This window comes from Mesorhizobium sp. LSHC412B00, from assembly GCF_000503035.1.
GTDB lineage: Bacteria > Pseudomonadota > Alphaproteobacteria > Rhizobiales > Rhizobiaceae > Mesorhizobium.
Genome location: NZ_AYWB01000010.1, coordinates 245,948 through 259,874, shown reverse-complemented (window position 1 = coordinate 259,874; position 13,927 = coordinate 245,948). Strand labels below are relative to the sequence as shown.

Below are 13,927 nucleotides of genomic sequence, written 5' to 3'. Positions count from 1 at the left end.
GCCAGGCGTCCACCGCCGAGCGTGGTCTGCAGTTCATTTTCAGTGTTCTTGCGCGGGCTAACCTTGAAGGTCGGGAACATCGACCGGTACCAGGCGGTGTTGACGACTGTTCGAAAGTCGTTGGCGTGCTTGACCGCAAGAGGTTGAGCATAAGAGACGCAGATCATTTTCTTCGACGGATCACGGCCAAGAATCCATGCCGGGAACGCGACCGAGGTTGTGACCGACTTCAACGATCTTGGCGGCATCGTAATGATCAGGCGCTTGCACTTGCCCGCGGACACGCGGTCGAGCTGATGCGCAATGGCGCGAATGTGCCAGTTGGGCAAATACTTGGCGCCTGGATCGACGGCGGAGAAAGCCAGCGCCACGAAGGTCGCCAGGTCAACGCGGGCCGCGCCCAACAGCAGCTGAAGGGCAGTCGGTGCAACGGGCGAAGAGGATGGTCGGCCCGGTAGGGGGATTGGAGCGTTCATTCCTCGTCTCCCTCGTCGCCGGTCTTGGAACGGGTCTCGGTATCGTTCTCTGGCGAGTCCTTGTGGTCGAGATAATCCCGCATCATGTCGACCATTGTTTGCGGATCGAACACGTCGACCTCTGCATCGGGTTGCCGGCTTTCCTCAAGTTCGGCACAACGGGATGCGAGCTGAAGAGCATGGGCCGCCGACCGGAAATCGCCTGAAAGCGCATTGTTGCGCATTTTGAGGAGGATGGCCTCGAGCGCCGTCACCGTCGTCGTCCTGCCATTCTGCTGGATTTGGATCGGCCCAAAGAGCGTCTCGCGTACGATAGTGTTCATGTTCTTTTTGCCTTTCGGCCGGCCTTTCGGATTGCCTGACATTCCTTTCTGGAACCGGGTTTCAGCCGGAGGCTTGCCGTAGCCTATCGAGTAGTCGGCAGATTTCTTTCTCCGGGTGGTCACAGCACGCCTCCCACAGTTTCAGGCGCTGGGGTGGCGGACGCTGTTTTGGCGAGTACGCCGGAAGCTTTGACGCTTCCACGCTGCTCGAACAGTTCCTCGAAAGTCTCGCCCGTGGTGGCGAGCGTTGCCTGCTTGCCCGTATGCCTTTCGAAGCGGCGGATGATCAGATCGCAATAGACAGGATCGATCTCGATAAGGCGTGCGTGGCGCCCGGTCTTGTGCGATGCGAGTAGCGTGCTGCCCGAGCCGCCAAAAGGGTCCAGCACGACGTCGCCGCGGCGGCTGACGTCGAGCAGAGCGTCGGCAACCAGAGCGACAGGTTTGACGGTGGGATGCGCTTCGAGCTCTTCCATTCGCGAGGTGCCAAAGCTGTTGGCGCCGCGATAGGTCCAGACATTGCTGCGGTGACGTCCATGTTTGCCGAGTTCAACATTATTGCGATGCGGCTCCTTGCCATTCCTGAACACCAGCACCAGTTCGTGCTGAGAGCGGTAGAGGCTGCCCATGCCGGCATTAGTCTTGTTCCAGACGCACAGATTGAGCAGATCGCCGAACGTCTGTTTACCCGCCAATGTGGTCTCTGCGATATGACGCCAATCCATGCACACGAAGGCGATAGCGCCCGGCTTGCTCGACCCAGCAATCAGTGAGAACGACTGTTCCAGGAACCCTGCGAACTCGTCGTCGGACATCTCGCCGGATGCCATTGCAAATTCCCGGTGGCTCGTCTTGCCAAGCCCGCTGACGTGTCCGCCGATCGGAACGTTGTAGGGCGGGTCTGTGAAACAGACGGACGCCTTCTCCCCCTGCATCAGCGTCTCGAAATTCGCTGCCGAAAGCGCGTTGCCGCAAAGCAATCGATGATCGCCGAGCAGGAACAGATCGCCAGGCCGAGTTACTGCTGGTCCTGTTGATTTCTCCGGAAGGCCCGGCTCATCCTCATCGACTTCATCGTCCTGATTGTCGGGCGAGAACTCGCTGATGATCAGGTCGACCTCCGGGATATCGAAGCCGGTGATCGCGACGTCGAAGTCGAGATCGACTAGCGCCTGTAGCTCAATGGCCAGGATCTGCTTGTCCCAGCCGGCCTTCTCGGCGAGCCGATTGTCGGCAACAATGTAGGCGCGTTTTTCGGCAGCGCTGAGATGGGTGATGGAAAGCGTCGGCACCTCCTTCAGCCCGAGCAGGCGCGCTGCCGCTAGGCGACCATGGCCAGCAAGGACATTGTTGCTCTCGTCGGTTAGAACTGGGTTGGTGAAGCCGAACTTTTGGATGCTGTCGGCAATCTGTCTGATCTGTCTCTTGGAATGGGTCCGTGCGTTGTTGCTGTAGGGGATGAGTGCGTCGATTGAAACTGAGTTGATTTTGGTGGCCATGAGATCCTCTGAACGTCGAGCGCGTTAACTGACAGCGCCCCTTCGCTGAGAAGAAATCTCAATGTTTCTGATTCAAGAAAAGTGAAAGAAGTGGCCATTCACCGATTTGATGCCGTAAAAAGATTTCTGTGGACGCAAATGGTCGGCACTAGAGAGCGGGATGGCCCGGCAAAAAATTTTGTCGGGACATATGATAATCACAAGGTACCGACAAATATTTTTACTTTGACCTTCTCGGCGTCTGCAGTCGTCCACTCTGATACTGAGGAACGATAGCCTGCCTCAACTGTTCATCACCCAAAGCGCGACTGGGTCAGCCGACAGCTGACGTGCAAGAGTTCATCGATTAAGCAATCGTGCGTCGCAAGCCAAAAGCACATCGCCTAACTAGCGTTCTGGTTGAGCCGCGAAGCCAATGCTTTGGCCTCGGCTGGAGACAGCCGACTGAGCGCCATACGTAGCGCTTCGCAAAGTCCGTCGAGCATCGGCTCGCTACCTTCCGAACCCATATGACGATGCGCTCGATGCTGGAAGAAAAGGCAGAGCCAAAGCTCGAGCGCACTGCCTTCCCATTTGCCGGTCTCGCGGACTCGCGCTGACATCGCGTTGGAAAGTTCGGCAAGAGGGTCCATTCCTCCGGTGACCTCGTAGCCATTCAGGAAATGTGCGAAACGCCCTGATTGATCCCAGGCGAACGGTATCGGCATCGCCGAGAAGTCGCCCTTTAAGGCCAGTCGTTCCCACTTGAGAAGCCGTGTCATTCGGCGGCTTCCGCTAGTACGCTAAGCCGAGGCCGGATCAGAGAGACAAAGCGATTTGCTGCATCGCAGAGCCAGTCGAGTAGCTGGTCATCGCTCGCGAAGTCCGAGCGTGGCCTGAACACGCCGAGTTCCGCACAGAACGGTGCGGCGGATTTCGACCTCGCGATCAGGTCAAGGCTACCTTCGCTGCGCAGCTCTGCAATGTCGTTGTGGAACTCATCAAAAAGGGTCTGACCGTCCTCGTCACGAAAGGTCAGGAACAGCCCGACCTCAGCTCTGGTGCCGGTCGAACGAAAGCCTGTTATCCAGCCGATTGGCTCGGGTAGGGGAATCCTGACCCAATTGTCGCCGCCATGCCGCGGGGGCAGTTGGTCTGAGTGGTCGAATTGCACCTGATCAATGAAGCGCTGCCAGAACGCGCGGTTGATGCTTCGCCGGTTGACGCGGTCTGGATCGACAACGCTCTCCATACTCTCGTCAGCCTGGGTAGCCCCTATCTCTTGGGTCTCCAATTGGAGCGGTATGCCTTCACCGTTGACCAAAACTCTCTGCTGAAGGACTTCGGTACGCAGTGGCACCATTGGCACCACGACAATGGCTCCTGATGCCGCCTGCCAAAGCTGGATCTCAAGCAATGTCAGTTGCGCCAGGCCGGCGCCTTGCGAATTTAGATGCTCGGCAATCGCATGCGTATCCGAGCGGATGCCATCTCCGGCGATAATGAGCTGAAAGTCACCCAGCTTTAGCGATTGCGTCATGGCATCAACAAATGGAGCCTCCTCGAGCTCTGGCCACCGAAGCTTCGCCGCGGCAAAGATCGGGTTCGGCACATGGGTTGCCAGCTTGCGTCTTATCCCCGCGGTCAGATCGCCAAAGCTCCAGCGTCGCAGCAGCGCGGCATACTCCAGGATTTGCGCCAACACCTCCCGACGCGCCTGCGGGTTACGCCAAAGCTTGCACTCAATAATGACCAGTCGGCCGGTTCTTGCCACGCCCAGAATATCCGCGAACACTGTCCCGCTTGCACGAGGAATGGCGAGTTCCCGGCATAAGGGGACGACATCGCTCAAGCCGCCATCAAGCCGGTCGGCCACGATCAACTCTGGATGCCGAAACAGCAGATCTTGTAGCCAACGCTCGTCATAAGCGTGCTGCGACAGCGCATTCGAATCTGGCGCCTGGCCTGATCTAGGCGTTGCGTTTTGCGTTAGAGAACGACGGGCCAGTGTCTCGGTATCTGTTGAATTGAAGTCGGAAAATAATAAAGCACTCATTCGAGGGTCGCCATCTCCAATATTTTGTCATGAAAATGGAAACCATCATCGGAAATATTTCGATTATATTATTCCGACGTTCACGACAATTCATGATACGGATTTGCGCTCGATCTGGAACGACAGTCAACTCGAATTGTCGAGGCCATCTGCTCTCGGCGAGCGAATTGGGCACACGGCGCCCAAAGTCGCATAATATGCAGTCGGGAACTGGCGACCGGTTGACCATCAGCTCCAATAATGCGGACTTGAGCGCCTGCACGGGCCTTGCAGCTAGAAGGATGGCGGACGAAATCGAATAGGTCTGACGGGCGAGTGGGATCTGGGCGACCCGGGACCTTTTTGGGCTCTTCCGAGAGTTCGGAAGGCGGAGGGTTCACAAAAGGGAAGACATCTAGGGTATGTGCAGGGCGGTGTTACCCGACGCGGTTCTAGGTTGTGGACTCATAAGCCCGAAGCCACAGCCGGACGGATCGACCTTGCGATTCGTTTCCAGGCACCGGTTGGGTGGCTACGATCCGGCATTCGTGGTATGTTTTTGCGGCCTTGAAAGCATGACCCGTACCGCAGTTTGCCTTGGGANCAAAGGCGGTCATTTTGCAGCGGCAAAACTGCTCATTGAACGCGGTGCCGACGTCAACGCCGTCCCGGACCCGCGATTGGGTCCTGCCCTTATTCTGGCTTTGGCAAAACGCAGAACCGATTTGATCAATCTGTTGCTGGACGGGGGCGCAAATCCAAATTCGAAGCGCAGCCGCGAAAACGTTATCCACATCGCGGTCAATCTCGGTTGCCTCGATTGCGTGAAAGCACTGGTTGAGGCCGGCGCGGACGTGAATGCGAAGACNTGCTGCCGATGTCGAGAAAGGCCGAACCTACTTCACACACGTGTGCCACGGTTGCCACAATGCCGAGCCACAGGGAGGGATCAAAACGGGACCGAACTTATGGGGCGTCGTCGGCCGCGATAAGGCATCCATGGCAAACATGCGTTACTCCGACACCTTGCTGGCTTTAGAGGGTGTATGGACGTACGAGGACCTGAACAAATATCTGCTTGAGCCCATGCTCACCACGCCGGGTGTTTACATGGAGGTGCCTGGCGTCCCGGACGAGACCGAACGNGACCGAACGGGTCAACCTGATCGCCTACTTGCGTACACTCAGCGACAAACCGCTCCCACTGCCCTAGGAGCTATTAGGCAAAAGGGCCGAGGTTGGTCGAAAACGTTGACCGACTGAACGTCGTTTATGAGTACACGCCCTAGCAACGGATTCGTTCTGGAAGTCCCTTGCATGGACCTTGCTGATTTTTATCATCTTTCAGGTTGCATATTTCCTATTTTCATTCGCGCTTTTCGACAAGTTTTGGATGAAAAGGACCGAAGAAAAACCGAACCCTGCCGAGCCTACCTGTCGAGACGGCGGTGTCTCATCTGAAGGGCGGTCGATGACGCTTTGAGGGAGACCGCCAGACACGAGAGCATGCGATCATGCTAATCTTTGCGAACCATGCGAATGAAGGAAAGCCGTGGCAGCGCCAACAATCATCGAAAAGCGCGCTGGCGCTGGATGTCGCCACGGAGATCGTCGTTNGATCCGCAAACGTTCCGCTAACACCAGGATCATCGCTTTAGAAGGGATTGCAACGCCTGCGGCGTGACCCATGCAGCCAGCGGACCCGACGACAGTTGGCGTCCTCAGCGTCATTTCTTCCTCACGGCGAGATGCCGTCGGCAGGGATCAGGCAGCGTTTGGACATGAAGGCGTCGCGGAACGCGGGTGCTGTATTGATGCCCTCCATCCTCGCGTTGTCTTCGCACAGGCCGTCAAGGACGCCCTCAGCCAGAGCCATAAAGTCCCGCGCGCTTCCGTACCACGGCGAACGGCCGTCCAGGACATCTCTGGCAATTCTGCGGTGCAGACGAGCGAATTGATCAAACCGCCCGCCTCCTTATAGCCATTCATGAAATGCGCAAAGCGCGCTGACTGACGCCAACGGAAGGGACGCGGCATTTGCGAGAAGTCGCCTTCCAGGGAGCGTCGCTCCCATTCCTTCAACTCGTCAGGTGTCTGGTGACCGCCGTGTTATCCCGATCATGCGAAGACGTTCGCTCCGGTGCGGGACGACTTCAAGTCCTTTTCAAGGGTGTTGGGAGGTTGGCCCTGCACAACCAAGGGGCACGATCAGCTTCTGCACCTTCAGACACATCGTGATAACCTGTCGGCCATGAAATCGGAGGCTTGAGAGAAACGTGGGCGGGCCCAGGAGACTAATTTCTGCCCATGGGAAGGCGATGTCCGCGCTAGCCGGAATGTCAGCTACCGAAGATCCGCCGCCTGAAGGCTGCCAGTCCGCTAATGGCCTCCCCAAAGCTGCCGGTCAACACAAGATCGCATTGGAACCGATCCTTCGCATCCCCCGTTATCGAATGGAAGGGACATTACTTGTCATTAGGAGATGAAGAATGAAGCGGCTTCTTTTTGCCACTGCCATGATGGCTGTTTCCAGCGGGCTTGCGTTCGCGGGGACGACGGGGACAACAGGGACGACGTCGAGTGGCTCCTCCACTACCACAACGATGCCGACGACAGATAACAACACGGATTCGACCACAACGAAGTCGACCAATTCGAACTCAGCGAAGGACTGTGCGCCGGGCCAGCAGAGTGGCAGTGCCAAGCAGGCCGCTCCTGGTCAACAGGATGACACCAGTGCCAAGTCCGCAGCCCCTGGACAGATGAAAACGACTGCCGAAGGTTGCTAATTGTGCCGGGAGAGGCCTGTTTGCACCGGCCGGAATGGATGCCTCCCGCTGCCGACCGGCGGCAACGGTCCGGCCCGTGCGCCCTTCGATCAGCGCGGGCCGTTTTTCTGAAAGAACCTCCCTTAATCGTCCAACGAGCCTGCAGCCTTTTCTTGGGCGAGCCGGAATGCATAGTTGGTTGCGATGTGATTGTTGAAAGCGGCCTTGGCGAAGGCAGATTTGAACGCGACAAACGCCTCAAGCGGCACGTCCAGGAAATCGTATTGCTTCCCCCCTGGCTCAACACCAGACAGAGAACCCTGGTCCGGGTCAATAGTCGAACTTGCGCATCGAGGTCGACGGCATGGTGCGTTTCAAGAAACCAGCGTGAGCCGCGGCCAGCCGGGTATGGACCGCCCTACAGGCTGAACTGTATTCGAAGATGTGACCGGGCGTAGAATGACGTCTCGTTCCGCCGCTTCGCGCGCCGCCCTGATCGGAGTTTTCGCGTTGACGGTGTGGGTGGCCGTCACGGCATCGCCTGCCATNAAATCGTATTGCTTCCCCCCTGGCTCAAAACCAGACAGAGAACCCTGGTCCGGGTCAATAGTCGAACTTGGGCATCGAGGTCGACGGCATGGTGCGTTTCAAGAAACCAGCGTGAGCCGCGGCCAGCCGGGTATGGACCGCCCTACAGGCTGAACTGTATTCGAAGATGTGGCCGGGCGTAGAATGACGTCTCGTTCCGCCGCTTCGCGCGCCGCCCTGATCGGAGTTTTCGCGTTGACGGTGTGGGTGGCCGTCACGGCATCGCCTGCCAGCCATCTCCTCAACACGGTATTTCGGCACTTTTGTTCCTACGCGTCGGTAGCTAGCAACTCCGCCCGGCATGGTGTGCCCCAGGAACCTCTTCCACAGTCGCTAGCCAATAGCGGGGCTCGAATTGATGCGGCTGAGCCCACAAATTGGTCGATCGCGCGGCCAATCGAAAGCCATGAAGAGAGGTGGAAACCCTGTAGTGCCGAAGTATCACGTTGAGGGGATGGATGGTGCTACGCAGACGGCCATACGGACAGTCAACGCCCATGTGGGCTGCGCTAACGCTTCGACGCGCCATCAAAGCATTGACCATGTTGGGGGGCGATCGCACCGCTGATGGCCAGCGAAGGCCAACAAGTGGTCCGGCTACCCTTGGAGCCAATCCGCATTTCTGGCGATTTTTCCCTGGAGCAATCAGTGCATTGACATGAACTCGGCCGTTTTATTGTTCCTTGCTGAGTGCAGGTAATCGTGCCGGAACTCAGCAAGAAAGGCCAGTCCTTCCCAATCATGGATGGTCAATTGGCCATTCACAAGTGATGTAAGGTGCTTCTCCCGAAGAGACTTGAGCGTGCGGTTGATGTGGACTGCCGACAGCCCTGTCGCCTCGCCAAGGTCAGCTTGAGTCACACCAAAAGCGCAGGTTTGATCGGACGCAAGTCCGGCATCTTCCATACGTAGCATGATTTCACAGAGAAGGTGGGCCACTCGGCCAAGCGCTTGGCGCTTCCCGACATTGACCACCCATTCGCGAAAAATCGATGCATCAACCAGTGTCGTTCGCCAAAGATTTGCCGCCAGCCTGGGGTGGCGTTCGCAGAGCAGCCGGATAGCCGAGTGATCTATGAAGCCAACACTGCAAGCGCTCACCGTTCGAACGTCGCTATCCAACAGATCGAGGTGCAGGCTCAACAGATCGGGCATGTCGCCAGGCACATGATAAGCAGTGACCTGACGCTTCCCGTCTCCTGTTACCTTCGAGGTGCTGGCTAAGCCAGCCAGGACCATTATGCACCGGGACGGCTGGTCGCCTTCCCGGACCAAGTTCTGGTTTGCGCCAATCGCAACGATCCTTATTCTTACCGCGTCGAGAGCTTGACGCTCACCTGACGTGAGGGTGAAGGCACGATGGAACTTGGCGGTTAAGGGGCTTTGATAAAGCATGTCGGCTCTCCGTTTGGGCGGGAGCGCTATGGTCTCTCAGTCACCCGCGGCCAGCAGAACGCGAATGATGCCCGACCTTATATCATAAACACCGGACCGACTTAACCTGTGATAAGTCTGGCACTGCTTCCGATGGTCCTTTCCCCATCGGCAAACACAGGCTCAACAGGATTGGTGCTTACGAGGGAAGCGGCCCATCATCGGGCCTCGAGTTGCGCAGCTGCGGCAGCAGCTATAATAGATCGTTCTCAAATTCGAGGACTCACACCATGACCGACGCCCCCGACCACGCCGCTGAACTGGTAGAACTCACGGCGGATGTGGTATCCGCGTACGTCAGCAACAATCCCGTGCCGGTCGCGGGCTTGGCGGACCTGATAGCCTCAGTGCACGGGTCGCTGTCTGGGATTGGCCATCGCGTGGCTGCCGCGACCGAAGAACCAGTGCCTGCGGTAAATCCAAAAAGGTCAGTATTTCCCGATTACATCATCTGTCTTGAAGATGGTAAGCGGTTCAAAACCCTTCGGCGACATCTGCGCGTGGATTTCGGTCTCACTCCTGACGCGTATCGAACGAAGTGGAACTTGCCATCCACTTATCCGATGGTCGCTCCCAACTATGCGGCCTCACGGTCTGCCATGGCGAAGTCGATCGGTCTGGGTAGGAAGGCACCGCAGCCCACGGCAACTGCAACGGGCAAGGCAAGGCCGACGGCTAAGGCTAAAGCGTAGCTTCCGCGATCACACCATTACCACCGCGGCACCAATCGGCGATGTATGCATCGCGGCGGACCTGTCCGCTCTTGGCCGGTGCCCACCCAGGTTCCCCAACCCATGGCGCCGGCCATTTGTGGCCCACACCTCAGCTTCGTATTGCTGCCCAATCTTTTCTTGTTGTAGGCCGCTTACGACGTTAATCTCCGCTTGGCCTGATTGCTGGGAGGCAACGCCATGGCTGACATAATTCCAATTCGCAAAGCACGCCCTTGTGTCGAAGTTGGCAAACCCTGTGGCGAGTGGTTTGTCCGCGTGATCGAGGAAGACCAGGAACTCACCCGATCATTCAAGCTCGAATCCTATGCCGTGGCCTTTGCAGAAGGCCAAAGGTCGCGTCTGCATCTCAACACGTTTTCGCGGCTGTAGAGCAAGCATATGCAGAGGTCCGCAGGGTTACTGGCGAATTTGGGCGATAGCATCGAAGCCATCGCCGGCCACATTGCGACCATGGAAACGCGACAACTGCACCAATAGCTCAAGTCGTTGCCATCGAGATCGGAAATCGCCAGCGCGGAAATGGTGATGGGCATCCTCGTCTATCGAGAGGTTGAACTGCGCCGCCGGCGGGGGACGGGCGGCAACGTGCTGCCCTTCCCCGGTCTCGGGACTCCACCTATCCAGCACTAGGCAGCGACGCCGGACCTGTAAGAGGCCATCGGATAGCGCATCCCTGTCGGTGATTGTTCACGTTCTTGAGCAGCACTTCATGCGGATCCTGCACGGCCTGGTGATTGTCGCAGATCGGCGACAATCGGGCCGACGATTGCCTTGTGCAGCCGTTCCGCCTCGATCTTGAAGCGGGCGAGCTGTTCCTGCGAAACGTGTTGTGAGGGGTTTTCGTCTTGACCATGGTAGCGAACTCCGTTGAGGGGATCGCCGCAAACGGTTCTTGCACAAAAAAGCCCGTCGCGGTGAGCGACAGGCTATTATGACATCAGGGGATTAGAACTTGTAGGCGATGCCGAAGCGAACCTCGTTGGTCTTCAGATCAACGTCGGCATTGACCAGACCACCAAAGGATTCTGTACCGAAGTCGGTATAGCGATACTCGCCTCGCAGCAGCAGATTGTCGGTCATGGCATAATCCAAGCCCACGCCTATCGTCCATCCTGTGAATGTATCTCCGAACGAAGGTCCGCCTCCATTATTACTTATGTCGACATCGCCAAACGCAACGCCACCCGCAATATAAGGAAGAAAGCGATCAACGGCATATCCTAGGCGCAGTCTTGCCGCCGCACTCCAGTTGAGTTCTTCGGTGGCGATGCCGCCCGGGATCGGGATACCAGGAGCGCTGAAGACTTGGCCGCTGCCATCAACATTCGCATATACGACGTCCAGCTCCGCGCCAATCACAATGTTATTGGACATCTGATAGTTGTAACCGGCGTAGACGCCACCAAGGAACCCGTCGGGATCTGTGTCGACAAAGCCCGGCCCACCGATTTCGTCTATGTTGCCATTCCCCCAAGCATAGCCTGCCTGTAGGCCGACATACCCACCCGTCCAGCTAAAGACCGGCGCGGCTTCTGCAACGATGGCATCGGCAGCATACGCCGACGAAGCCAGCAGAGACAACGACAGACCAAGAAGCAGCTTCTTCATAGGTGATCTCCTGTAACTAACCTTTTTGGTAGCAGAGCGCGCCGATTGATGCAGTTGTTTTTCTGCCACAGTTGGCCGAATTCAAATCGGCCGCCCGCACTTACATGAGAACCTTATGCCAACTCGCTGGTGGCGATCGGATCGCCCCTCGCCACAGTGGGCAACTGCTCGGCCACCCAAACTGTCCGGAACCTTCAGGCCGGGAACACTCATTCCGGTATCCCAGAATTAACATCGAGGAGGGTACGATAAAGGCTGTCGACCTCCTTGTCGTCGAACGCCTCGGTCAGCTCGCTTTCCGCAATCCCCTCAGCCTCCGCGTCGGCGATTAGGCGCTTTGCGAGCTGCTCGATCTCCGCTCGCTCTTTCGGCGCACCGGCGTCGGATAGATCGTGTTTTTTTATCCATTGGTTCAAAAATAGGACGGCCGGCTTGCTCATTCGGAAACACCTGGGGCAAAGTGCACGACGGCATCGACCAGCGTCCGATATAGGCTATCAACCTCTTCGTCGATCTCTTCGCGCTCGATCGTCAAGGCTTTAGCGTCGGCATACAATTTGTGTATGTACTCACTTACCGAAACGGCGTCGGTTTTAGCCGTTTCGGGGAAATTGTTGCCGATCCAGCGATCGAGAAAGTTGACGCCGCGTGTGCTCATGAAGCCTAAGCTCGATCCAGCGCTTAGGTTCCAGCAGGGCGCTCGACGGCAGCTTCGTCGACCTCGGCTTCCATTTCGTCGTTGACAGTCTTGGTCTTGCCGAAGGCGGCCACCGGCTCACCGTCAAAGCCCTGCAGCCACGCGTCGGCATGCTCTCCCCAGTAGGCTGGCACCGCACGTCTCCTTGCCATCCTTGCTCGCTTGGGCGTACATCCAGGCGTAGGTGGCGCGCTCCTGATCTTTCCTAGCCACGGCCATCTGTGTCATCCTCTCGGAAGTCCTGCAGTGAGGCGTGGCGCAGGTCATCCTCGCCGCGCAGGTGCTTTACGCGGCCGATCAGCCCCGGCTTGACCCATTGCGTCGCAGGCCGCTTCATGACGCCCTTGGGCGCCGTGCCTGGGTGCTCTTGGACGCGTTTCCATAGCCTCTCGCGCATTTCCCGGTTCAAGGTGACGAACGCGCTGCCGACATAGCGCCCTGTGCCCCGCTCGGCCATGAGAGCGAAAGCCGGCTTGCCCGCTTCACGCTCGACGCCGAGCAGATCGAACTCGTCGATCGCATAGCACTTGGCCTTCAGCCAGTTGGCTGACGGACCGCTGCGGTATTTGCTGTCCTTCCGCTTCGACACCATGCCTTCAAGTCCGGCTTGGTCGAGCAAGTGGAGGATCGCCTTGGCTTCGCCGGGCAGAGGCTCGCTGAACTGAATACGCCGCCCGGGCTTGATCATGCTGGCCAGGATCTCGCGCCGCACCTCAAGCGCCATGTCGCGCAGATCGTGCCCATTGAGGTGCAATAGATCGAAGGCGACGAAATAGAGGTCTTGCTGTCGGCGGGTGATCGCTTTGCGCAGATCGCCGAAGTCCGAAAAGCCAGCTTCGTTCAAGACGATGATCTCACCGTCGACAATCGCGCTTTCGGCACCAAGACTCTTTGCCTCCCCCACCAGGTCGCGATATTTCGCAGTCCAGTCGTGGCCGTTGCGCGTATAAATGCGTGTGCCGTCTTCATCGATGATCATCTGCGATCGGTAGCCGTCGAACTTGACCTCGTGGGTCCAGCCTTCACCCTCGGGAGGGTTCTCCACAAGGGTCGGCATCAACGGCTCGATGAACTTCAAACGCATGCACTGATCCGCCCTCCGGCGATTCAATAAGATTGAGCTAAAATAGTTCCGAAACCGGAAATCAGCCTCTTGGGTGCAACAAACACGTCAACTCGGCGTTGCGGGATGAGCGAAGGAGGAATCGATATGGCCGACGACAAGAGCAAGCGGGACTTTCGCGATCGGGACCGGGTCTCGGCCGATGAGGATTATGAAGTCGAGTATTTCGCAGCCAAGGCCGGGATCACCCCGCAGCAGGTCAAGGAATTGATCGCGAAGCACGGCAACCAACGCGAAACGCTGGAGCGAGAAGCGAAGGCTCTGCGGAAATAATGACCAGGCTATCGGATCTCGGCAGACCAATAATTGGGCACCGACATGACGGCCCGCCCGCGAGCGAACTCGCGCATTTCCTCCCTTGCCCTGTTTGCGGGCAACAGATCGATATGCGCGATTTTCGCCAGGTCGCTTATCATGCCGATCCGGATCACGATCAGCCTCTCGAACTAGACGCTTAGGAACACAAGTGCCGAAATACCACGTTGAGGAAATGGATGGCGATACCGTGACGGCTACCCACATCGTGCACGCGACAACGCCGATCAGGGCGGCGCGGGAAGCGACGGAGCGCGACGTCACCCTGCGCACCAGCGAACCCATTTGGATCAGGGTTGCCGACGAGAAGCGCGGGCACGTCTTCGAATACTGTTTCAGCCTGTAGCT

18 protein-coding genes and 1 pseudogene are annotated in these 13,927 nt (G+C 57.7%); 6 read left to right on the top strand and 13 right to left on the bottom strand.

The genetic code is table 11. From position 1 onward, the window contains the following. From X757_RS0134395 to X757_RS09740, 5 genes and pseudogenes are all read right to left on the bottom strand, one after another. Positions 1-476, bottom strand: a pseudogene (locus X757_RS0134395) (hypothetical protein); the annotation flags it as partial. After that, positions 473-922 (bottom strand): DUF5681 domain-containing protein, encoded by a 450-nt coding sequence (locus X757_RS1000000165810; RefSeq protein WP_023726890.1) that lies wholly within the window; start codon positions 920-922, stop codon positions 473-475. The gene X757_RS1000000165810 and the pseudogene X757_RS0134395, both read right to left, overlap by 4 nt. After that, positions 919-2,298 carry a DNA methyltransferase gene (locus tag X757_RS09730; RefSeq protein ID WP_023726889.1) on the bottom strand — a complete coding sequence of 460 codons (1,380 nt, stop codon included), beginning with the start codon at positions 2,296-2,298 and terminating at the stop codon, positions 919-921. Before X757_RS09730 ends, X757_RS1000000165810 begins: the two co-directional genes overlap by 4 nt. A 383-nt stretch (positions 2,299-2,681) precedes the next feature. Beyond that, positions 2,682-3,059 carry a hypothetical protein gene (locus X757_RS145150; RefSeq protein WP_023726888.1) on the bottom strand — a complete coding sequence of 126 codons (378 nt, stop codon included), beginning with the start codon at positions 3,057-3,059 and terminating at the stop codon, positions 2,682-2,684. Continuing rightward, positions 3,056-4,333 carry a hypothetical protein gene (locus X757_RS09740; protein WP_023726887.1) on the bottom strand — a complete coding sequence of 426 codons (1,278 nt, stop codon included), beginning with the start codon at positions 4,331-4,333 and terminating at the stop codon, positions 3,056-3,058. The genes X757_RS145150 and X757_RS09740 overlap by 4 nt, the downstream gene beginning before the upstream one ends. 401 nt (positions 4,334-4,734) lie before the next feature. Here X757_RS09740 and X757_RS1000000166790 point away from each other — a divergent pair, with 401 nt between their 5' ends. Continuing rightward, positions 4,735-5,304 carry an ankyrin repeat domain-containing protein gene (locus X757_RS1000000166790; protein ID WP_306413632.1) on the top strand — a complete coding sequence of 190 codons (570 nt, stop codon included), beginning with the start codon at positions 4,735-4,737 and terminating at the stop codon, positions 5,302-5,304. Further along, positions 5,222-5,575, top strand: coding sequence for a cytochrome c family protein (locus X757_RS1000000169040; RefSeq protein WP_245275079.1), 354 nt, complete (start codon positions 5,222-5,224; stop codon positions 5,573-5,575). Before X757_RS1000000166790 ends, X757_RS1000000169040 begins: the two co-directional genes overlap by 83 nt. Positions 5,576-6,050: 475 nt before the next feature. Here the strand turns inward: X757_RS1000000169040 and X757_RS1000000169745 are convergent, their stop codons facing one another. From X757_RS1000000169745 to X757_RS145160, 3 genes are all read right to left on the bottom strand, one after another. Then, entirely contained in the window at positions 6,051-6,137 is an 87-nt protein-coding gene (locus tag X757_RS1000000169745; protein ID WP_348524486.1) for a hypothetical protein, read from the bottom strand. Positions 6,138-6,758: 621 nt separating this feature from the next. After that, positions 6,759-7,016 carry a hypothetical protein gene (locus X757_RS1000000168050; RefSeq protein WP_023731955.1) on the bottom strand — a complete coding sequence of 86 codons (258 nt, stop codon included), beginning with the start codon at positions 7,014-7,016 and terminating at the stop codon, positions 6,759-6,761. Positions 7,017-8,313: 1,297 nt separating this feature from the next. Further along, a complete protein-coding gene (locus X757_RS145160) occupies positions 8,314-9,063 on the bottom strand; it encodes a Crp/Fnr family transcriptional regulator (protein ID WP_023686036.1) in 750 nt (249 codons plus the stop codon). A 269-nt stretch (positions 9,064-9,332) separates the two neighbouring features. Here X757_RS145160 and X757_RS145165 point away from each other — a divergent pair, with 269 nt between their 5' ends. After that, on the top strand, positions 9,333-9,794 hold the full coding sequence (locus X757_RS145165) for a MucR family transcriptional regulator (RefSeq protein WP_023673144.1): 462 nt from the start codon (positions 9,333-9,335) through the stop codon (positions 9,792-9,794). Between the two features lie 219 nt (positions 9,795-10,013). Beyond that, positions 10,014-10,205 carry a hypothetical protein gene (locus tag X757_RS145170; RefSeq protein ID WP_023673145.1) on the top strand — a complete coding sequence of 64 codons (192 nt, stop codon included), beginning with the start codon at positions 10,014-10,016 and terminating at the stop codon, positions 10,203-10,205. 576 nt (positions 10,206-10,781) lie between these two features. Here the strand turns inward: X757_RS145170 and X757_RS145175 are convergent. The 5 genes from X757_RS145175 to X757_RS145190 form a co-directional block, all read right to left on the bottom strand. Then, entirely contained in the window at positions 10,782-11,444 is a 663-nt protein-coding gene (locus tag X757_RS145175; protein WP_023673148.1) for an outer membrane protein, read from the bottom strand. Positions 11,445-11,653: 209 nt separating this feature from the next. Then, positions 11,654-11,884 carry a DUF768 domain-containing protein gene (locus X757_RS145180; protein ID WP_023673149.1) on the bottom strand — a complete coding sequence of 77 codons (231 nt, stop codon included), beginning with the start codon at positions 11,882-11,884 and terminating at the stop codon, positions 11,654-11,656. Then, complete coding sequence (locus X757_RS145185; protein WP_023673150.1) at positions 11,881-12,102, bottom strand: DUF768 domain-containing protein; 222 nt, start codon at positions 12,100-12,102, stop codon at positions 11,881-11,883. The genes X757_RS145180 and X757_RS145185 overlap by 4 nt, the downstream gene beginning before the upstream one ends. A gap of 23 nt (positions 12,103-12,125) precedes the next feature. Further along, on the bottom strand, positions 12,126-12,275 hold the full coding sequence (locus X757_RS1000000169035; RefSeq protein WP_023673151.1) for a hypothetical protein: 150 nt from the start codon (positions 12,273-12,275) through the stop codon (positions 12,126-12,128). Between the two features lie 71 nt (positions 12,276-12,346). Beyond that, positions 12,347-13,225: an ATP-dependent DNA ligase gene (locus X757_RS145190; protein ID WP_023726885.1), complete on the bottom strand. Its 879-nt coding sequence runs from the start codon at positions 13,223-13,225 to the stop codon at positions 12,347-12,349. A 126-nt stretch (positions 13,226-13,351) separates the two neighbouring features. Between X757_RS145190 and X757_RS145195 the strand changes: the two genes are divergently transcribed. Together X757_RS145195 and X757_RS1000000168045 are read left to right on the top strand one after the other, a co-directional pair. Then, complete coding sequence (locus tag X757_RS145195; RefSeq protein ID WP_023700484.1) at positions 13,352-13,537, top strand: DUF3606 domain-containing protein; 186 nt, start codon at positions 13,352-13,354, stop codon at positions 13,535-13,537. Positions 13,538-13,730: 193 nt separating this feature from the next. Further along, complete coding sequence (locus X757_RS1000000168045; RefSeq protein ID WP_023673158.1) at positions 13,731-13,925, top strand: hypothetical protein; 195 nt, start codon at positions 13,731-13,733, stop codon at positions 13,923-13,925. The last annotated feature ends 2 nt before the right edge of the window (positions 13,926-13,927 follow it).